At 61.3% G+C, this 20,563-nt stretch carries 17 protein-coding genes; 6 read left to right on the top strand and 11 right to left on the bottom strand.

The annotated features are described in order from the left end of the window. The first annotated feature begins 26 nt into the window (after positions 1-26). The gene (locus tag AC3IT9_RS19455; protein WP_150725894.1) at positions 27-1,352 is read left to right on the top strand and encodes an MFS transporter; all 1,326 of its coding nucleotides are present in this window, start codon (positions 27-29) and stop codon (positions 1,350-1,352) included. Between the two features lie 70 nt (positions 1,353-1,422). After that, entirely contained in the window at positions 1,423-2,814 is a 1,392-nt protein-coding gene (locus AC3IT9_RS19450; protein WP_489270758.1) for an FAD-dependent oxidoreductase, read from the top strand. A 3-nt stretch (positions 2,815-2,817) separates the two neighbouring features. On the opposite strand, the gene AC3IT9_RS19445 is transcribed toward AC3IT9_RS19450, so the two are convergent. Further along, positions 2,818-4,239 (bottom strand): type VI secretion system Vgr family protein, encoded by a 1,422-nt coding sequence (locus tag AC3IT9_RS19445; RefSeq protein WP_489270757.1) that lies wholly within the window; start codon positions 4,237-4,239, stop codon positions 2,818-2,820. A 226-nt stretch (positions 4,240-4,465) separates the two neighbouring features. On the opposite strand from AC3IT9_RS19445, the gene AC3IT9_RS19440 reads away from it, so the two are divergent. Further along, positions 4,466-5,170 (top strand): YebC/PmpR family DNA-binding transcriptional regulator, encoded by a 705-nt coding sequence (locus AC3IT9_RS19440; protein WP_008051121.1) that lies wholly within the window; start codon positions 4,466-4,468, stop codon positions 5,168-5,170. 120 nt (positions 5,171-5,290) lie between these two features. Here AC3IT9_RS19440 and AC3IT9_RS19435 read toward each other — a convergent pair whose 3' ends face one another. From AC3IT9_RS19435 to AC3IT9_RS19425, 3 genes are all read right to left on the bottom strand, one after another. Continuing rightward, positions 5,291-6,604 carry a leucine-rich repeat-containing protein kinase family protein gene (locus AC3IT9_RS19435; protein WP_489270756.1) on the bottom strand — a complete coding sequence of 438 codons (1,314 nt, stop codon included), beginning with the start codon at positions 6,602-6,604 and terminating at the stop codon, positions 5,291-5,293. Between the two features lie 259 nt (positions 6,605-6,863). Beyond that, a complete protein-coding gene (locus AC3IT9_RS19430; RefSeq protein ID WP_489270754.1) occupies positions 6,864-7,616 on the bottom strand; it encodes an anti-sigma factor family protein in 753 nt (250 codons plus the stop codon). Continuing rightward, the gene (locus AC3IT9_RS19425; RefSeq protein WP_150753016.1) at positions 7,613-8,119 is read right to left on the bottom strand and encodes an RNA polymerase sigma factor; all 507 of its coding nucleotides are present in this window, start codon (positions 8,117-8,119) and stop codon (positions 7,613-7,615) included. Before AC3IT9_RS19425 ends, AC3IT9_RS19430 begins: the two co-directional genes overlap by 4 nt. A gap of 158 nt (positions 8,120-8,277) precedes the next feature. On the opposite strand from AC3IT9_RS19425, the gene AC3IT9_RS19420 reads away from it, so the two are divergent. Next, on the top strand, positions 8,278-9,363 hold the full coding sequence (locus AC3IT9_RS19420; protein WP_150725900.1) for a catalase family peroxidase: 1,086 nt from the start codon (positions 8,278-8,280) through the stop codon (positions 9,361-9,363). Continuing rightward, positions 9,360-9,905 carry a cytochrome b gene (locus AC3IT9_RS19415; protein WP_150753014.1) on the top strand — a complete coding sequence of 182 codons (546 nt, stop codon included), beginning with the start codon at positions 9,360-9,362 and terminating at the stop codon, positions 9,903-9,905. The genes AC3IT9_RS19420 and AC3IT9_RS19415 overlap by 4 nt, the downstream gene beginning before the upstream one ends. A gap of 183 nt (positions 9,906-10,088) precedes the next feature. On the opposite strand, the gene AC3IT9_RS19410 is transcribed toward AC3IT9_RS19415, so the two are convergent. The 3 genes from AC3IT9_RS19410 to AC3IT9_RS19400 form a co-directional block, all read right to left on the bottom strand. Further along, positions 10,089-11,240, bottom strand: coding sequence for a M14 family metallopeptidase (locus AC3IT9_RS19410; RefSeq protein ID WP_489270753.1), 1,152 nt, complete (start codon positions 11,238-11,240; stop codon positions 10,089-10,091). Between the two features lie 349 nt (positions 11,241-11,589). Next, complete coding sequence (gene ltrA / locus AC3IT9_RS19405; protein ID WP_151213490.1) at positions 11,590-13,011, bottom strand: group II intron reverse transcriptase/maturase; 1,422 nt, start codon at positions 13,009-13,011, stop codon at positions 11,590-11,592. Between the two features lie 634 nt (positions 13,012-13,645). After that, complete coding sequence (locus tag AC3IT9_RS19400; protein WP_151214455.1) at positions 13,646-13,987, bottom strand: DUF6124 family protein; 342 nt, start codon at positions 13,985-13,987, stop codon at positions 13,646-13,648. A gap of 129 nt (positions 13,988-14,116) precedes the next feature. On the opposite strand from AC3IT9_RS19400, the gene AC3IT9_RS19395 reads away from it, so the two are divergent. Then, positions 14,117-14,764 (top strand): LexA family protein, encoded by a 648-nt coding sequence (locus AC3IT9_RS19395; protein WP_489270752.1) that lies wholly within the window; start codon positions 14,117-14,119, stop codon positions 14,762-14,764. Positions 14,765-14,803: 39 nt separating this feature from the next. On the opposite strand, the gene AC3IT9_RS19390 is transcribed toward AC3IT9_RS19395, so the two are convergent. The 4 genes from AC3IT9_RS19390 to AC3IT9_RS19375 form a co-directional block, all read right to left on the bottom strand. Beyond that, on the bottom strand, positions 14,804-16,759 hold the full coding sequence (locus tag AC3IT9_RS19390; RefSeq protein WP_150725906.1) for an acetyl/propionyl/methylcrotonyl-CoA carboxylase subunit alpha: 1,956 nt from the start codon (positions 16,757-16,759) through the stop codon (positions 14,804-14,806). After that, a complete protein-coding gene (locus tag AC3IT9_RS19385; RefSeq protein WP_150758942.1) occupies positions 16,759-17,571 on the bottom strand; it encodes a gamma-carboxygeranoyl-CoA hydratase in 813 nt (270 codons plus the stop codon). The genes AC3IT9_RS19390 and AC3IT9_RS19385 overlap by 1 nt, the downstream gene beginning before the upstream one ends. A gap of 115 nt (positions 17,572-17,686) precedes the next feature. Continuing rightward, the gene (locus AC3IT9_RS19380; protein WP_150753009.1) at positions 17,687-19,294 is read right to left on the bottom strand and encodes a carboxyl transferase domain-containing protein; all 1,608 of its coding nucleotides are present in this window, start codon (positions 19,292-19,294) and stop codon (positions 17,687-17,689) included. A gap of 12 nt (positions 19,295-19,306) precedes the next feature. After that, entirely contained in the window at positions 19,307-20,470 is a 1,164-nt protein-coding gene (locus AC3IT9_RS19375) for an isovaleryl-CoA dehydrogenase (RefSeq protein WP_489270751.1), read from the bottom strand. Positions 20,471-20,563: the final 93 nt, after the last annotated feature.

Genomic DNA, 20,563 nt, shown 5'->3' with positions numbered 1-20,563 from the left:
ACTCACACCCTGAGGTCAGAACCACAATGAACAAGCACATCGGCACCATCAAGCGTTGGCGCGTGCAGATCTTCGCGATCACCTGGCTCGCCTACGCCGCGTTCTACTTCACCCGCAAAGCCTTCTCGGTCGCCAAACTCGGTATTGGCGAAGACCCGACCTTCATGCTCGACAAAATGACCATGGCCAACCTCGACGCCATCTACCTGACGGCTTACGCCTTCGGCCAATTCACCTGGGGCATCCTGGCCGACCGCTTCGGGCCGCGGGTGGTGGTGCTCGGCGGGTTGGTGATTTCCGCCGCCGCGGCGCTGGTGATGGGCAACTTTGCAACGATACCGATTTTCGCTACCTGCATGCTGATACAAGGCCTGGCGCAGTCCACCGGTTGGTCGGGGCTGTGCAAGAACCTCGGCAGCTTCTTTCCCTCCGAACAACGCGGACGGGTATTGGGCCTGTGGAGTTCCTGCTACGCCTTTGGCGGTCTGGTAGCCTCGCCGTTTGCCGGTTGGTGGGCGTACACGCTCATCGGCAGCTGGCATGCGGCGTTCATTTCCAGTGCGGCGGTGGTTGGGCTGGTCGCCGTGCTGTTTTTTATTTTCCAACGCAACAAACCGGAAGACGTCGGCTTGCCGGCGGTGGAGCCGGAGCCTGAGCTGACCGCCGAACAGGCCGACGCGCAAAGCAAAATCAGCATGTGGGAGCCGTTGAAGGAAATCCTGCGCAACCGCACCGTGCTGGTGCTGGGGTTGGCGTACTTCATGCTCAAGCCGGCGCGTTACGCGATTCTGCTGTGGGGGCCGGTGATCGTCTTCGAGCAGATGCCCTCGGTGGGCAAGGTCGGCGCGGCGATCATTCCGACCGCGTTTGAACTGGCCGGGTTGCTCGGGCCGATCCTGATTGGCCTGGCCTCGGACAAACTGTTCGGCGCCCGGCGCATGCCGGCCTGCGTGATCAGCCTGTTGGCGCTGACGGTGTCCCTGGCGTTTTTCATGGGCGCCCTGCATACCGGCAGCGTGCTGCTGGTGGTGGCACTGCTGTTCGTCATGGGCCTGACCCTCTACGGGCCGGACTCGATGATCAGCGGCGCGGCCGCCATCGACTTCGGCACCGCCAAGGCCGGCGCCACGGCAGCCGGTTTCGTCAACGGCTGCGGCTCGGTCGGGGCGATTCTCGGCGGGCTGCTGCCGGGCTACTTCGACACCGTTACCGTGTTCATCGTCTTCGCCGGCTGCGCCATGTTCTCGGCGCTGGTGTTGATCCCGCACTGGAACAGCCGCCCCGGTGGCCTGGGTACTCACTTCGCCTACGTACCCAATAAAGCGATGACCATCAAACCCCTGCGTACCTGAATCCTGTCCCTCGTCGCCTGCTGCACCTGCGGCAGGCCGGCGTGTGGGCCACTGACCGGAGATTGACCCCATGAGACCCTTTTGGCTGGACCAGGCCTTGAAGGCTGATGCATCCGAAACCTGTCCGCCATTGGAAGGCGACACCCGCGTCGACGTGTGTATCGTCGGCGGTGGTTACACCGGGTTGTGGACCGCGATCATGCTCAAGGAACAGAACCCCGAGCTGGATGTGTTGCTGATCGAAGCGGACATCTGCGGTGCCGGGGCCAGTGGACGCAATGGCGGTTGTGCGTTGTCGTGGTCGGCCAAGTATTTCACCCTTGAGCGTTTGTTTGGCGTCGAAGAAGCCGTGCGCCTGGTCAAGGAGTCCGAGCGCAGCATCCATGCCATCGGCGCCTTCTGCGAACAGTATGCGGTGGACGCCGATTACCGTCTCGATGGCACCCTCTACACCGCGACCAACCGCGCTCAGGTCGGCTCGACCGACGCTGTGATCGCGGCGCTGGAGCGCAACGGCATCAACTCGTTCACCCAGCGGCCGGTGGCCGATGTGCAGCGCATGGCCGGTTCCAGCAAGCACCAGGAAGGCTGGTTTTCCCCGGCCGCGGCCAGTGTGCAGCCGGGCAAACTGGTGCGTGGCTTGCGCCGGGTAGCCCTGCAACTGGGGGTGAAGATTCATGAAAACACCGCGATGACCGGGTTGGAGGAGGGCCGGCCGGCGGGTATTCAAACCCGCAACGGCACCATTCGTGCCGACCGCGTGGTGCTGGCGATGAACGCCTGGATGGCCCGGGCGTTCCCGCAGTTCGAACGCAGCGTGGCGATCGTTTCCAGCGACATGCTGATCACCGAGCCTCGACCGGACCTGCTCAACGAAATCGGCTTGACCAGCGGCGTCACGGTGCTCGATTCGCGGATTTTCGTGCACTACTACCACAACACCCCGGACGGCCGGATCATGCTGGGCAAGGGCGGCAATACCTTCGCCTATGGCGGGCGCATGCTGCCGGTGTTCGATCAACCTTCGCCTTACGCCGGTTTGTTGCAGAACAGCCTGGCGGATTTCTTCCCGGCGTTTGCCGACGTCAAGGTCGAAGCGACCTGGAATGGTCCGTCGGACCGTTCGGTGACCGGGCTGCCGTTTTTCGGACAGATGAGCGCCAGTGGCAATGTTTTCTACGGTTTCGGCTACTCCGGCAGCGGCGTCGGGCCCTGCCACATGGGCGGGCAGATTCTGGCATCGATGGTCCAGGGCCTGGACAACCCATGGACCCGTTCGCCGCTGGTCAACGGACCGCTGGGCTTTTTCCCGCCGGAGCCGATTCGCTACATTGGCTCGCTGATGGTGCGCAACGCCATCCGCCGCAAGGAGCGCGCGGAGGATCACGGGCGTCGGCCACGGCATCTGGACGTGCGCCTGGCGAAATTCGCCGCGGCGGCCGGCAAGGCTGACAAGGGCTGAGCGTCAGGGCGCAAAGTCCGAGCGGGTGAGCAGCCAGTCGAACAGTAGGCGGGTATCGCCACGGGGTTCATGCGGACGAGGGCGGCGAGGTTGTGGCCGAGGGCCCATGGCCGTACAGAGCACCGGGCGGTCCGGGTCACTGTCGAGGAAAATCACCAGTACCTCGCTGCCAGCCACGGGCAAGCGGGCCGGATTGATCCAGTCCTCGGCGGTGGTCAGCGCCAGCGGTAGCCACAGGCCGTCGGACGCCTCTGCGGCTGATGGTGTGGCGGGCCAGAGGTTCACCTGAACCCGGCCATCCTCGTCCACTGTCGCCGGTTGCCCGATCGGGCCGCACACCTGGCCGGGCTGATACCCGGGGATACTCGGCCTGGGTTGTTTGAGCGCTGGCCTGAACACGGTCGACCAGGGGATGGCGCTGAATTGATTGCGGTAACCCGGGGCCATGTCGGGTGTGTCGTCGAGCAGAATGGATGAATGACGACCCTGATGGCGGATTTCGGTGACCAGCCATTGATCATTGAAATTCGCCAGCGGGTGCTCGGCCACCTGCAGGATCCAGCCACTGCGTAATGCCCCCTGGTTGCTTTGACCGTGGATCTGCAGGTGTCGACAGCGCAGGCGTTCCAGTTGTCGACGGCTGAGCTGGTCGCGATGTTGTTGTTCGCCAGCGAGACAGTGCCTCGCCGTGGCGAACGAGTGATTGGCTGCGCCTTCGCTGATGTCCGCTGCACCCGGATTCCTGGCGCCTGGGCGCACAGGTGAGAGCGGGGCATCATGGCGCTGGAACAGTTCGCTGATCACAGGTTCCCGGTGTTCGCCGAGGGCGTCGCTGCTCATCGACATGAGCAGTGGTTCCTGGGGAAAACTCAGGCTGTCATCGGCCAGCACCAGCACATGGCCGTCGCGTTGATGCTCGAAGTGATAGTGGATGCCTTCTTCCTCGCACAGCCGTTGCAGCAGCGCCAGGTCGGTTTCTTCGTACTGAATGCAAAAAGGTCGCAGGGGATAGTGCCCGGTTGCCAGTTCAAAGCGATAGCTGCCGGCGGTCAACCCATGCTCCTCCAGCAACTGGCGCAGGATCATGGGCACGCTGGCACGCTGGAAAATACGTCGGCATCGTTGCTGTTCCAGCGACTGGACACGGGGCACCAGCACCAGTCTGTAAGCGACCCGGTACGCGCTTCGATGTTCACAACTGGCGCTGTGCAGCACGCCATGAATGCCTTGGTCGTGGCCGAATTCGAGGAACGCCGGTTGTTGCAGTAATTGTTCAAGGTTCAGGGCCGGTGCCAGCCCGATAACCTCGATGTCGAATCGATAGGGCTGGTTGAGTGCTTCATGACCACTGAACCGGACCACCTGAAAACTCAGGTCGTCGTCGAGAAGCGTCAGGGTGGTAGGACTTTCCTTGTCGTTGTGCATCGAACACGCTGCTGCCGTGGAATTAGGGCGCAAAGCGTACGAAACCCCAGCGCTTTGCGGGCATCGCAAATCGACATTTCAGAATCGCCCTACAACCGCTGGTGAAGATGTCGATGCAAGTCGGGATTTTTTGGTCGATTGCCAACTTTAGGCCGTATAAACTTGTGCAAAGCGTCGGCCAAAAGATGTCTCGGCGCCACAGATGCCACAGATAAGAGAGTGAGAAATGGGCGCACAGTGGAAGGTTAAACACAAAGAAGCGGCAGCCAATGCCAAGGGCAAGATCTTCGGCAAACTGGTGAAAGAAATCACCATTGCTGCGCGCAATGGCGCTGATATTGCTACCAACGCGCACTTGCGCCTGGTGGTTGAACAGGCCAAGAAAGCTTCGATGCCCAAGGAAACACTGGATCGCGCCATCAAGAAGGGCGCGGGCCTGCTGGGCGAAACCGTGCAATACCATCGCGTGACCTATGAAGGGTTCGCCCCGCATCAGGTACCGTTGATCGTTGAGTGCGTGACCGACAACATCAACCGCACCGTCGCCGAGATCCGCGTGGCGTTCCGCAAGGGCCAGCTGGGGGCATCCGGTTCGGTGGCCTGGGACTTCAACCACGTCGGCATGATCGAAGCGTCGCCCGACACCCCGGACGCCGATCCGGAAATGGCCGCCATCGAAGCCGGTGCACAGGATTTCGAGCCGGGTGAAGAGGGTGCAACCCTGTTCCTGACCGAGCCGACCGACCTCGACGCGGTACAGAAAGCCCTGCCGGAACAAGGCTTCACCGTGCTGTCGGCCAAACTGGGCTACCAGCCGAAAAACCCGGTCAGCGGCCTGAGCGATGAGCAGATGGCGGAAGTCGAAGCGTTCCTCGAAGGCCTCGATAACCATGACGACGTGCAGGATATGTTTGTCGGCTTGGCGGGTTGACCTGATTCGCCAGTGACACCGTCTTCGCGAGCAAGCCCGCTCCCACATTAGATCGCGCCTGGCCGGGCAACTCGATTAACTGTGGGAGCGGGCTTGCTCGCGAAAATGACCGCGCAGCGGTCACAGATTTTTCAGTTGCTCCACGACTTCGCGAAACCCCGGCCGCTCCAGCACCTGCGGCTGACAGCAACGCCGCTCCAGTTCCTCCAGCACCCCACGCTGTTCAGCGCTCAACCCCGAATCAACCCGCTCCAGCAATTCCCCCAACAACACCCCGAACGCCCGCACCTCGATCCGCTGCAAGGCACGGCTTTCAAGGCTGTCGGAAATCCTGTGGAACGACGCCGCGCCAAAATCCCCCAGCAAGCAGTCACCCTGTTCATTCCACAGAATATTGTGCCCGTAGAGATCGCCGTGGGTGATGCCATGGCCGTGCAAGTGTTCGGCCACCGAGGCAATGCCCGAGGCAATGCGCAGCGCTACCGCCGCACTGAAACGCAAGTCGTCGGGGTAAATGTCGCGGCTGCATGATGCCAGGCTCGGCAGGCTGGCGAGGTTGAGGAAACTCGGCGGGATCAACTGCATGACCAGCCCGGCGGTTTGCTGCGGGTGATCGACAATCCGCCCTTCGACGCGAATCAGGTTCGGGTGCAGGCCGGCGGTGATGCAGGCGTTCATCTCGTGCAGTGGCGAGCCATCGCTGGTCATTTCGCCCTTGTAGAGCTTAACCGCAATAGCCATGGGCGGCTGGTCAGCCGGTTGCCAGACGGCCTGATGAATCACCCCGGACGCCCCTTCGCCGAGTTTTTTCTCCAGGTGCAAGGCCGACCAGTCAATGCGCGGCGTGGCGTCGAGGGCGGCGGCATCGGTTTCGGTTTCCAGCGGATTACCGGCGTAGGCCAGCCAGGTCAGGCTCGGCAGCGTCAGCAGCCATTGTGGCAAGTCGGTGAGCTGGTTGGCGGCGATGCGGATCAGTTCCAGTCGATGACAATTGCGCATCGACTCCGGCAATGCCCGCAGGCGGTTACCGGCAAGCATGAGCTTTTGCAGGTATGGCCGCTCTCCCAACTCGCTCGGCAGCGTCTCGATGCAGTTGTCGGTCAGGATCAGCCAGCGCAGCAGCGGTGGGAGTGCCGCTGCGGGCACGTGGGCGATACGGTTGGCCTTGAAGCCGATCATCGTCAGTGCAGCGCATTGGCCCAGGCAGGCCGGAAGCTCGGTGAAGCGGTTATCGGAACAGAACAGCACGCGCAAACGGGTCAGGCGATGCAAATCCTCTGGCAGCGCGCTCAGAGCATTGCCGCTGAGGTTGAGCACTTCCAGCGAGTCCGCCAGATCGAAGATCTCCTGGGGAAACTCGGTCAGGCCTTCTGCCAGATCCAGCCGCGTGATGCCCGACAACTCGCCGGCGCGCAATTGAGCAAGGGTATGCATGAACAGATTCGCCATTAACCAAGGGGAGGGCGCGGAGCCCTGGAAATGGGCGACATGATAGCGGGAAAGATGTGGCGACTGTCAGGTCGCCTTCGCGAGCAGGCTCGCTCCCACATTTGATCGGTGTAGATCACAAATTCTGTATCCGACACAAATCCAGTGTGGGAGCGAGCTTGCTCGCGATAGCGGTCTGTCAGGCACCATCTCAGTGATTGTCAGGCCGTCATCGCGAGCAAGCTTGCACCCACAGGGGGTGTGATCAGAACTGAGTGGTCTGTTTGAGCATCCGCGCCGCCGGCGTATCCGCCGGGCTGACCATCGCATAGTTGTAGCCACTTCCGGACCAGTACTCGGCCTGCAACTCGCCATCACTGCGACTGCCCCTGGGCAGCAGGAAGTTTTTCGGCCCTGGCGGGCGCACGTAGAAGCTGATTTTCTGCCCGCTCTGGTTCTCGTAAATCACCATCGCCGCAGGGCCTTGTTCGGTACTCAGCAAACGCCCGCTGGCCGGCTTGAATCCGGCACCCGAGAGGTCGGGCAGGCGATTGGCCTGGGTGAAGTAGCGGTCGAGCCAACCCTGCATGTCGCCGTCGTCGCCGACTTTATAATCCGCCGGCAGGATGCCTTGCTGGGCAATCAGGCGATACGCCTGCAGGGCATCGGTCATTGGAAGCTGGGGGGGCGCCAGTGTCATCTCCCGCGCTTGCCAACCGCTGAAACCGCCAACGCTGACGGCAACGAGCAACACCGCGGCGCTGGCCAGGTGTCGACGGGATTGGCGTTTGAGGCGCTGGCGAATCACGGCCGGATCCAGGTCCGGGTTCGAGGGTTGTTGCAAGGCACCACTCAGGGCTGCGCGCAGTGTCTGGGCATCCTGCTGCCAGGCGCGCACTTGCGCGGCCACCTCCGGTTCAGCGGCCAGAAAAGTTTCGACCAGGCGTCGGTCGGCGTCGCTCAGTTGGTGGTCGACGTAGGCGTGCAGGTCTCGTTCGCTGGGGGGCATGCTGATCATTTGAGTCTCCGCAGGGATGGGCGGTTGATTTCGCCATCGCTGAGTTGGCGCAGGGCCTGGCGAGCCCGGGACAGGCGGGACATCACGGTGCCGGTGGGTACGTCGAGAATCCCGGCGACCTCTTTGTAGCTCAGGCCTTCCACCGACACCCAGAGCAGCAGCGCGCGTTGCTCGGTGGGCAGTTGATCGAAAGCGCTGAGGGTCGATTGAGCGATAACGGTGCGCTCCACCGAGGGTTGGGCATCGTCACGCCCGGTGAAGAATTCAAGCATGCGCGCATAGCGCCGGGAGCGGCGGTGCGCATCGAGAAACTGCCGATAGACAATCGAGAACAGCCAGGCGCGCAAGTCGCCCTCGGCGCGTTTGCCAGCCCAACTCGACAATGCCCGCTCCAGGCTCGCCTGCACCAGGTCGTCAGCGCTGCTGGTGTTGCGCGTCAACGACACGGCAAACCGTCGCAATCTTGGAATGATTTCCCTCAGTTGTTCGTCGATATCGTTCATGAAGTTCTGACTAGTCGCTACGCTTGGGACTAGGAAGACGTCCGGTACCGGAGGTTATTCCACGTCAGAAAAAATAAACACCGCATGTGGGAATAAACCTGCGTGCGGTTCGTCTGCTTGATTCTTCTCATTTGTGGCCGATGGCCCTGGAGTCTTTCATGGTAGATCGATCATCACCGCCAACCCGGCCACCCTTGAGTGCGGCGAGCCTGACGTTGCGTCTGGCTGGCATCGCCGTGGTCGTTGCTGCCGTGGCGGGGGCGTTTGCCTACGTCAACGGCACCTTTGACCCACAGCGCCTGACCCCGAAGAAACTGATCAATGTGCTGGAAACCAACAACGGCGTGCATCCGGGTTTCCGTCGCAACCATTCCAAAGGTGTGTGCGTGATCGGGCATTTCGAGAGCAGCCTTGATGCGCGCAGCTATTCCACCGCTCAAGTGTTCAACGAAGCACGGACACCGGTGGTGGGGCGTTTCGCCTTGGGGTCCGGCAACCCTTACGCGCCGGACAGTGCCGTGCCGATCCGCAGCATGGCCTTGCGCTTCACTCAGGCCAACGGCCAGCAGTGGCGCACCGGGATGAACAGCATGCCGGTGTTCCCGGTGGGCACGCCCGAGGCGTTCTATCAATTGCAGCAGGCGCAGTCGCCGGACCCGGCTACCGGCAAGCCAAACCCGACCGCGGTTCCGGCGTTTTTCGGTGCGCATCCGGAAGCTGCACCGTTCCTGGCCTGGATCAAGACCGCCAAGCCGTCAGCCAGTTACGTCACGGAGACCTATAACAGCGTCAACGCGTTTTATCTGGTGAGCGCCGCCGGACAACGCCAGGCCGTGCGCTGGAGCATGGTGCCAGTGGCTCAAGATACGCCGGGTGCAGCGGCGCCGGAGGGGGCCGACTTTCTGGAGAAAGACCTGGTTCAGCGTATAGCCGCAGGGCCGTTACGTTGGCAGTTGAACATCATCCTGGCCAATCCCGGCGATCCAGTGAACGACGCCAGCAAAGCCTGGCCTGAAGGGCGCAAAGTGTTGAACGCGGGCACGCTGGTACTGGAAAAAACCCAGCCGCAACTCAACGGCGAATGCCGTGACATCAATTACGATCCGCTGGTGTTGCCTGCAGGGATCGAAGGTTCCGAAGACCCGCTGCTCGCCGCTCGTTCAGCCGGTTACGCCAATTCCTACCTGCGTCGCACCAGCGAAGTCAGCCAGTTGCCCGCCGCCAAACAGGAGGCCCAGCAATGAGCACTCAACCGAACCACTTCGCCCCGCTGGCGCGCCTGCTGCACTGGCTGATGGCGCTGATGATTATCGCCATGCTGTTTATCGGCGCGGGTATGGTCGCCTCGGTGTCCGAACGGCATGAATGGCTGATTCATCTGCACAAACCCTTGGGCGTCGCGATCTTGCTGTTGGTGATCGTGCGCTTGGTGGTGCGTTTCTCCACCACGCAACCACCTCTGCCGGCGGACATGCCGGGTGTGCAAGTACTCGCGGCCAAGGCCTCGCATGTCTTGTTGTATGCATTGATGCTGGTTTTGCCGCTGCTGGGCTGGGCGATGATTTCGGCCTCTGGCGAACCGGTGATGCTCAGCAGCTCGCTGCAATTACCGTCGATTGTGCCGGCCAATGCACAGGTGTTTGCGTTTTTGCGCAAGGCGCATGGGTATCTGGCGTATTTGCTGTTTCTGACCGTGTTACTGCATTTGGCGGCAGCGTTGTTTCACGGCTGGGTGCGTCGCGATGAGGTGCTGGACAGCATGTTGCGGGGTAAGGATAGAGGGTGAGAGGATGCTGGCTAGCCATTGTGGCGAGGGGGCTTGCCCCCGTTGGGGTGCGCAGCAGCCCTGAAATCAGATGACGCGGTGAGTCAGGTATACCGCGCCGGATCGGTTTACGTCTGCTGCGCAGCCGGACGGGGGCAAGCCCCCTCGCCACAGTTGCACCGGCTGCAGCACCTGTGAGGTTTGTCAGCGCAGGGTATCGACCATATCGGCAAGCGTGGTCAACACATCCTTGCCCAACTGCTTCGAACGCTTGCCCGACCAACCGGTTTCCGCGTTCGGATGGTCGTCGTGATCCTTGAACGGCATTTCCAGGGTCAGCGACAGGCAGTCGTACTTCTGCCCCACGCTGTTGCAGGCCAGCGTCATGTTGGCCTGACCCGGTTCGTCGCGGGTGTACCCGTACTTGGTCTGGAAGTCTTTGGTGGTGTGCTTCAGGTGGCTGCGGAAGTGCTCTTCAAGCTTTTCGATCCGCGGTGTGTAACCCGGATTGCCTTCGCACGCAGCGGTGAACACGTGGGGAATTTCCTCGTCACCATGCACGTCGAGGAACATATCGACGCCGTACTTTTCCATTTGCTGCTGTACGAAAAGGACTTCCGGGCTGGTCTCCTGGCTGGCGTTCTGCCAGGCGCGATTGAGGTCCTGGCCCATGGCGTTGGTGCGCAGGTGGCCGTGGAAAGCACCATCCGGGTTCATGTTTGGCACCAGGTACAGGTCGGCGCTGGACAGCAGTTTATTCAGCACAGGGTCGTCGTGTTTTTCCAGACGTTCGATCACGCCTTCCATGAACCACTCGGCCATGTGTTCGCCCGGATGTTGCTGGGCAATCATCCACACCTTGCGTCGACCTTCGACCCCGGTGCCTTTGCGCAACAACTGGATGTCGCGGCCTTCGACACTTTTGCCGGTGGCCAACAACTCGGTACCGGCCTTGCTCAGCGCCTGCTCGATCAGCCAGTCGTGGCGGCCACGGCTGTAGGGTTCGAAGTAGGCAAACCAGGCGTGAGTCTGTTCGGCTTCGAGGCTGAAGCGCAGGCAGTCGCCTTCAAAAATGGTCGGTACGCGGAACCAGTTGACGTGATCGTAGGACGCCACCGCCTGATAACCGGTCCAGGCCTTGTTATAGGAGGATTGGCTGGCATTGTTCAGGCGAAACCAGTGCTCCTGACCGACGTGCAGGCCGCTGGCCTTGAAGTGGAACCACTGGAAATGCGCACTGCGGGTGTCCGGGCGAATGGCCAGAAGCGGTTTGAGCGGATCGCTGATGTCGATGACTTGGATGTTGCCGCTGTCGAAGTTGGCACTGATGTCGAAAGAGGATTTAGCCACGGCCATAATCGGGTCCTGAATATGATTATTATGGCGGCTACTTTACACGCAAGAGTGGGGTGAAACCGAGGGAAATTGCGGGGTGCAGAGGTGGGGGGCGTCTTCCTTGACGCCGTCGCAGCTTAGAGACTGTGCGATTGATTCTCAAGTGCTATCTGTCGCTGGTTTCAACCCATGATGCCGGGCTTCTCTTGCCAACTGGCATTCTTTTGATATCATCCGCGCGCATCGAATTTGCGGTACCCAAAGACTTCATTAGCCTGAAGCCAAAGCCAGAAAACTGGATCGAGTAGGAGGCGGCTTCACAGCCGCCGTCCTCTCACACCACCGTACGTACGGGTCCGTATACGGCGGTTCAGGTTATGCGGTTAAGCCGTTTTATCGTATCCAGTATTGGGACCAGCCCCAGGCTGTCCCACAGCTTCTTCGGCAGCGCGTGATTCATATGTGACGCTCCCGAATTCCACCATGGCCCGCGCCCGTTGAACGCTGATTTGCAGGCGCGTGCTTCGCTGATCCCCAGACGTATCAGGTTGCGCGCCCTCGTTGGGCGCTGCTTCCATTGACGCCAAATGACACAGCGAAGTTTACGGCGCATCCAGCCATCCAACTCCTCAAGGGGGCGGTTGCTCTGGCTGAGCTTGAAGTAACCCGCCCAACCACGTAGCACCGGGTTAATCCGTTCAATGACGCTTGCCATCTTGTGGCCCCGCGCTCCGCGCAGCAGTTCTCTGAGCCGATCGCGCAAGCGATTCAGGCTCATCGTAGCTACTTTCAGCCTCGGCTGTTTATGCAGGCTCATCCCGTAACCCAAGTAATCACACGCCCACGGCCGTGCTACTCGGCTCTTTTCTTGATTCAACGTCAGTTTCAGGCGTTGATTCAGGAAGCGCTCAACCCTGACCAGCACTCGCTCGCCAGCACGACGACTGCGCACATAAATGTTGGCGTCGTCGGCATAGCGTACAAAACGATGGCCCCGCCGTTCCAGTTCGCGGTCGAGTTCATTGAGCAGGATGTTCGACAACAACGGTGAGAGCGGGCCGCCTTGCGGCGTCCCTTCCTGCCGTCGGCTGGCGATCCCGCCCGACATCATTCCCGCCTCGAGATAACGACGGATCAGCATAAGCACACGTTTATCTTCGATTTGACGCTCGATGTAGGCCATCAATACATCGTGGTTGACCCGATCAAAGAACTTCTCCAGATCGAGTTCCACGCACCAGCGGTGGCCCGCCGCCACATGGGCGCGGGCGGTTTCGATGGCTTGATGAGCGCTTCTGCCCGGACGAAAGCCGTAGCTGTAGTCCGAAAACAGCGGATCGAAGATTGGCGTGAGCTGTTGCAGCAGCGCCTGCTGGATCAGGCGATCCACGACGCTGGGGATACCCAGCTGTCTTGTACCGCCTTTGGGTTTGGGGATATCGACGGCGCGTACACCTTGCGGGTGGTATTCGCCGGCCAACAGCCGAGTCTTGAGGATCGGCCAATACTGTTTCACGTAGCCCGCCAGCTGGTCGACCGTCATGCCATCGGCACCCGGTGCGCCCTTGTTGCTGACCACGCGTTGATACGCACGCTTGAGGTTGGCGGGTGCAAGCACCCGCACCATCAGCGTGTCCGGCTCCGCGTTCGTCCACGCCACAGACGCCGTCGATGTTTGCGCCCTGTCAGCCTTCATCCTCGGATACCGTCCAGGACCTGGGGTAACAGTTTTCTCTTGGAGAATATTCTGCGTTTCAACATTCGACGAGACTCTGACGCCTACTGGCGGCATAACCTGTTCGGCCCTTGGTGACGCGGTAATCCGCCACTTACTACGGCCTCAGCTGACTTCTGTGGGCTCATCCCGTCGCCTCTCGACGCTCGGTAGCACAGTGGCAAACCCACAGATCTCCCAGGGTAATTCGCGCGACCTTCCTGCTTATGCCTGTCGGATCTACGTCACAGCGTTCCGTGCAAGTATTGGGCTTTGAAGATATTGGCCTTCTTACCCCGCTGCGCCGCCTCTATCCGCTTCCTGTTCGTCAGGCCAGCATTTTGCCTCGGGCTTCCTTCAGATTCGCAGTCGCCCGCGACACCCTTGCCTCTGGCTAACACTTCCCCTTGCCGGGTGTGTAGAGGACTTACACCTCCAAGTCACCAGCGAGGCCACCACAGCCAAGCTGGTTGCGCTTCGCGCAACGCGCCATGCCTGGCGCACCAAAAAAAAGACCCGGCAAAAAGCCGGGTCAAAAACCGTGATTAGCCTGATGAGGAGATAGTCCGGGAGACCGACCTAAGGTCACCTGGTCCATCGACTGATCTCGCGATCAGTTGGTGCAATAATAATCATTCTCGTTTGCAGGTCAAGCGTTTTTACCTGCCCGACAGGAAAATTCTTTCCTGTCCTCTCGATTTACCTTCTTACCTCAACCGTTTTCATACTTCTCCAGTGATCGATCGACCATCGCCTTGGCCATGTCGATCATGTGCACCGTCGAAAACGCCAGGTCGCGATTCGCGCCTTGCAGGTGATTGGCTGACTCGTACGCGGTGGCGGCAGCACAGCGCAACAGGTCCAAAGCATGGACCAGCGCCTCTTCGCCGCTGATATTGCGGTTCACATCAAAAAAACGCGGCTCGGCCACTTCCTCTGAAATAGCTGGTTTCAAGTAATAGTCCAGCGCGCGTTGTGCCGCCGCTGAGCCCAGGGGCGAAGTGAAAGTGGTGTCGATTTGCATGTCCGACAGGTCATTGGTGGGTTGGTTCATGGCGATGGCAAGCTCCGTGTTAGATTCAGATCCGTGAATCGATCCTAATACGAACTGTATTTGTGACGATAATTTAAATACTACATTTTGTGTTTTGATGGCCGGAGTCGCCCACGTATCGTGCCGCACATGGATAAATGGATTGAATTGGTCAAGGCCAAGATGAGTGAACTCAAAATCACTCAAGAGATACTCGCCGAGCGCCTCGGGATGTCCCAGGGCGGCATTGGCCACTGGCTCAACAAACGTCGTGAACCCGGCATCGAAGACATGAACCGTGTGCTGCGGGCGCTGGGCCTTGAGTTTCTCGAAGTGGCGCTGGTGATCCGGGAACCGCAGGCGTCAACGGATGACGAAATCCCCCTGACGCAGAAGTACAACCCGTACTTTCGCTACCCGGTCAGTGACTGGCGCGAACCTGCCGAAGTGCGCGACGGCGAGGTCCCTGCGTACGGAAAAGGGCACTTTGAACTGTCCGATTACCACGCCCGGGGGCCGGCATTCTGGTTGAGAGTGGCAGGCGATGCGATGACCGCACCCAGTGGCATCAGCATCCCGGAAGGCATGCTGATTCTGGTGGACCCGGCGGTGGACGCCGAGCCTGGCAAACTGGTCATTGCCCAGTGGCCGGGCAGCACCGAAGCCACGTTCCGCAAGCTCATCGAAGAGGGCGGGCAGCGTTATCTGGTCCCGCTCAATCCGACGTATCCGAAAGCCTTGTACACCGAAGAATGTCGAATCATCGGCGTAGTGGTTCAGGCAACAGCCAGGTTTTGATCAGATCGGTCCTCGCGATGCGTAGGACCGATCTTCATTTCACGCCTCTTCCAGTTCGACCAGCGCACTGCCTTCACTGACCATCTCGCCTTCCTGGCAATACAGCGCCTTGATCACCCCGGCGTGGGGCGCGCGGATGCTGTGCTCCATCTTCATGGCCTCAAGTACCACCAATTGCGCCCCGGCTTCGACCGATTGCCCGGCCTCCACCAACACCCGGACGATGCTGCCGTTCATGGGTGCGGTCAGCCCGCCGTGATGGCTGTGGCTGGCCTCGACGGCGCTGATCGGGTCGTAAGCCTCGATGCGGTGCAACTCGCCATCCCACTGCAAGTACACATGTTCGCCACGGCGTATTGCGCGGTGTTGACGGCGCACGCCAGCCTGCTCGGTCAGCAGATGCTCGCCCGTGAGCCGAGCGCTGTGGGCATTGATGTCGCCCAGCGTCAGCGCCCGGTCCTGGCCTTCACAACTCAGGTGCAGGGTGATCTCTCTCGGCAATCCAGCGCGCAGCCCGTTACCCGCCGCCCATGGCGAACTCGGGTCATCGGATCGGGTGGCAGGCGGCTGGCTCTGGGCAAACGCCTGGGCGGCGGCTTGCCAGAAATCATCGCTGAGTTCCGCTGGGGCCGGCAGCAACTGCTCCTGATAGCGCGGAATGAAGCCGGTATCCAGTTCGGCGGCGGCAAACGCCGGGTGGCCGATGATGCGCCGCAGGAAATTAATGTTGGTCTTCAACCCGCCAATGGCGAATTCGTCGAGCATGCTCAGCAGGCGTAAACGCGCTTGTTCACGATCCTCACCCCAGGCAATCAACTTGCCGAGCATCGGGTCGTAGAAGGGCGAAATTTCATCGCCTTCTTCAACGCCGCTGTCCACTCGTCGTCCCGGCCCCTGGGCGGATTCGCGATACAACTCCAGACGACCGGTCGCCGGCAGGAAATCATTGCCCGGGTCTTCGGCATACAGCCGCACTTCGATCGCGTGACCCACCAGCGGCACCTGGTCCTGAGTCATCGGCAAGGCTTCGCCACGAGCCACGCGAATCTGCCAGGCCACCAGGTCGAGGCCGGTGATGGCTTCGGTGACCGGGTGTTCCACTTGCAGGCGGGTGTTCATCTCCATGAAGAAGAATTCGCCGCGCGCATCCAGCAAAAATTCCACGGTGCCGGCACCGACGTAACCGATGGCCTGGGCCGAACGCACGGCAGCCTCACCCATGGCCCGACGCAGCTCCGGGCTCAGGCCTGGCGCCGGGGCTTCTTCGACGACTTTCTGGTGGCGGCGCTGAATCGAGCAGTCACGTTCGTTGAGGTACAGGCAGTTGCCGTGCTGGTCGGCGAACACCTGGATTTCCACGTGACGTGGCTTGAGCAGGTACTTTTCCACCAGCATCCGCGAGTCGCCGAACGACGATTGCGCCTCACGCTGGGCCGAGGCCAGGGCTTCGGCCAGTTGGCTGACGTCCTCGACCACTTTCATGCCTTTGCCGCCACCACCCGCGGTGGCCTTGAGCAGCACCGGGTAGCCGATGCGTTCGCAGGCGGCGCGGAAGGTTTCCAGGTCCTGGGCTTCGCCGTGATAACCGGGCACCAGTGGCACGCCAGCGGTTTCCATCAAGGCTTTGGCGGCGGACTTGCTGCCCATGGCGTCGATGGCCGAGGCGGGCGGGCCGAGGAATATCAGGCCGGCGTTTTCGATGGCGCGGGCGAACCCGGCGTTCTCGGATAAAAAGCCATAGCCGGGGTGAATCGCCTGGGCACCGCTGGCCTTGGCGGCGGCGATCAGTTTGTCGATCTGCAGATAGCTGTCGGCGGCTTTGCTGCCACCGAGGTCGACCCGAATGTCAGCTTCGCGGCTGTGCCGGGCGTCACGGTCGGTGGCGCTGTGCACGGCCACGGTGGTCAGGCCCAGGGCCTTGGCGGTACGCATCACCCGGCAAGCGATTTCGCCACGGTTGGCCACCAGCAGGGTGGTGAGGACAGGTGCGCTCATCAACGGGGCTCCTTGGTGGTTTGTGCTTGCCAGTTCGGCGGACGTTTTTGCAGGAAGGCGCGCAGGCCTTCCTGGCCTTCGGGGCTGACGCGGATGCGGGCGATGGCGTTTTCGGTGTAGCGGCGCAATGCCGGGGTCAGTGAGCCGTCGCCGACTTCGCGCAACAGGTCCTTGCTGGCGCGCATCGCGGCCGGACTGTTGAGCAGCAGATTGTCGATCCACTGCTCGACTTTCTGTTCCAGTTCGGCACTTGCATAGCTCTCCGACAACAAACCGATTTCCCGCGCCCGTTGCCCGCCGAAGCGCTCAGCGGTCAAGGCATAGCGACGGGTCGCGCGCTCGCCAATGGCTTGCACCACGAACGGGCTGATGACCGCCGGCGCCAGGCCGATGCGCACTTCCGACAGGCAGAACTGTGCGTCATCGGCGCCGATGGCCATGTCGCAGCAACTGATCAGGCCCAGCGCGCCACCAAAGGCTGCGCCTTGCACCACCGCCAGGGTCGGAATTTTCAGTTTGGCCAGGTTGTACATCAACTCCGCCAGTTCCCGGGCGTCATCAAGGTTGGTGGCGTAATCGAGCTCGGCCGATTGCTGCATCCAGGCCAGGTCGGCGCCGGCGCTGAAATGCTTGCCGCGACCGCGCACGATCAGAAACCGAAGGCTGGCGTCACTCGCGACTTTGTCGAGGGCGAGGATCAGCTCGCGGATCATTTCGGCGTTGAAGGCGTTGTTCTTTTCTTCACGGCTGAGCCACAGCGTGGCAAAACCACGGGGGTCGGTCAGCAGTTCGAGGGTGTTGAAGTCGCTCATATTCGTCCGTCTCCACGGTCCTTGTGGGAGCGGGCTTGCTCGCGAAGAACGATAACGCGGTGCATCAGATGAACCGCGGCGAATCCTTCGCGAGCAAGCCCGCTCCCACAGAAAATCACATCCGGAACACGCCGAAGCGGCTCGGTTCGATTGGCGCGTTCAACGACGCGGACAAGGCCAGTGCCAGTACATCGCGGGTCTGGGCCGGGTCGATGACACCGTCGTCCCACAGGCGCGCGCTGGAATAGTAGGGGTGACCCTGTTCTTCGTACTGGTCGAGGATCGGTTGCTTGATCTCGGCTTCCTGTTCGGCGCTGAAACCCTGGCCGCTGCGTTCAGCCTGTTCGCGCTTGACCTGCACCAGCACGCCGGCCGCCTGTTCGGCGCCCATCACGCCGATGCGCGCATTCGGCCACATCCACAGAAAACGCGGATCGTAGGCGCGACCGCACATGCCGTAGTTACCGGCGCCGAAGCTGCCGCCGATGATCACGGTGAACTTCGGCACCTTGGCGCAGGCCACGGCGGTCACCAGTTTTGCGCCGTGCTTGGCGATGCCGCCGGCCTCGTATTTCTGGCCGACCATGAAGCCGGTGATGTTCTGCAGGAACAGCAGCGGGATGCCGCGCTGGCACGCCAGTTCGATGAAGTGCGCGCCTTTCTGCGCAGCTTCAGCGAACAGGATGCCGTTGTTGGCGAGGATCGCGATCGGGTAACCGTGCAGGTAGGCAAAACCGCAGACCAGCGTCGTCCCGAACAGCGCCTTGAACTCGTCGAACACCGAACCATCCACCAGCCGCGCAATCACTTCGCGCACGTCAAACGGTTGCTTGGCGTCGGCCGGGACCACGCCGTACAACTCGTCGCTGCTGTAGAGCGGGGCGATCGGCGTGCGTTGCTGAACCTCACCTTGCTTGCGCCAGTTGAGGTTGGCGATGCTGCGGCGTGCCAGTGCCAGAGCGTGTTCATCGCTCTCGGCGTAATGGTCGGCCACACCGGAAATCTTGCAGTGCACATCGGCCCCGCCGAGATCCTCGGCACTGACCACTTCACCGGTCGCGGCTTTCACCAGCGGCGGGCCGGCGAGGAAGATGGTCGCTTGCTCGCGGACCATGATTGCTTCGTCGGCCATCGCCGGTACATAGGCGCCGCCAGCGGTGCAGGAACCCATGACCACGGCAATCTGCGGAATGCCCATGGCGCTCATGTTGGCCTGGTTGAAGAAGATCCGCCCGAAGTGCTCGCGGTCCGGAAACACTTCATCCTGGCGCGGCAGGTTGGCGCCGCCCGAATCCACCAGATAGATGCACGGCAGGCGATTCTGCTGGGCGATGGTCTGGGCGCGCAGGTGTTTTTTCACGGTCAGCGGGTAATACGAGCCACCTTTTACCGTGGCGTCGTTGGCGACGATCATGCACTCGACGCCTTCCACACGGCCGATCCCGGCAATCACGCCAGCGGCGGGGACGTCCTCGCCATACACCTCGTACGCCGCCAGTTGGCTGATCTCCAGAAACGGCGAACCCGGATCGAGCAGGCGGTTGATGCGCTCGCGAGGCAGCAGTTTGCCCCGCGAGGTGTGGCGTTCTTGAGCCTTCGGGCCGCCACCTTGCGCCACTTGGGCGAGCAGGGTGTGCAACGCGTCGACCTGCTTGAGCATCGCCGCGCTGTTGGTGGCGAACTCCGCTGAACGGGGGTTGAGCTGGGTATGCAGGGTAGCCATGGACAGCTCCGTTTAGCGGGTTTCGTTGAACAGTTCGCGACCGATCAGCATGCGACGGATCTCACTGGTGCCCGCGCCGATTTCGTACAGCTTGGCGTCACGCAACAGACGGCCGGCGGGGAATTCGTTGATGTAACCGTTACCACCGAGAATCTGGATCGCGTCGAGGGCCATTTGCGTGGCGCGTTCGGCGCTGTAGAGGATCACGCCAGCAGCGTCCTTGCGTGTGGTTTCGCCGCGCTCGCAGGCCTGGGCCACGGCGTACAGGTAGGCGCGGCTGGCGTTGAGTTGGGTGTACATGTCGGCGACCTTGCCCTGGATCAGCTGGAATTCGCCGATGCTTTGGCCGAACTGCTTGCGGTCGTGGATGTACGGCACGATCAGGTCCATGCACGCCTGCATGATCCCGGTCGGGCCACCCGAAAGAACGACGCGCTCGTAGTCGAGGCCGCTCATCAGCACTTTCACACCGCCGTTGAGCACGCCGAGGATGTTTTCTTCCGGCACTTCGACGTCATCGAAGAACAGCTCGCAGGTGTTCGAACCACGCATGCCGAGCTTGTCGAACTTGTTGCTGCGGCTGAAGCCTTTCCAGTCGCGCTCGACGATGAAGGCGGTGATGCCGTGGGGGCCCTTTTCCAGGTCGGTCTTGGCGTAGATCACGTAGGTGTTGGCGTCCGGACCGTTGGTGATCCAGGTCTTGCTGCCGTTGAGCACGTACTTGTCGCCGCGTTTGTCGGCGCGCAGTTTCATCGACACCACGTCGGAACCGGCATTCGGCTCGCTCATGGCCAGGGCGCCGATGTGCTCGCCGCTGATCAGCTTGGGCAGGTACTTGGATTTCTGTTCGTGGTTGCCGTTGCGGTTGATCTGGTTGACGCAGAGGTTGGAGTGAGCGCCGTAGGACAGCGCCACCGAGGCCGAGCCACGGCTGATTTCTTCCATGGCCACCACGTGGGCCAGATAACCCAGGCCTGCACCGCCGTACTCTTCCTGCACGGTAATGCCCAGCAGGCCCATGTCGCCGAACTTGCGCCACAGGTCGGCGGGGAACAGGTTGTCGATGTCGATCTGAGCGGCGCGCGGGGCGATCTCCTTGGCGACGAAGGACTGGACCTGATCGCGCAGCATGTCGATGGTTTCACCGAGGGCAAAGTTCAGGGATGGATAGCTCATGGGTCACCTTTTGGCTTTTTTGTCGGTTGGTGAGACTGTCAATGGGTTCTCACCTTTACGTTAACGTAAGCCTGTGACGAATGGCTGTCAATC

Source organism: Pseudomonas sp. KH_046_1, assembly GCF_057839025.1.
The sequence above is the reverse complement of the archived record's forward strand: the minus strand, read 5'-3'. Positions and strand labels throughout refer to the sequence as shown.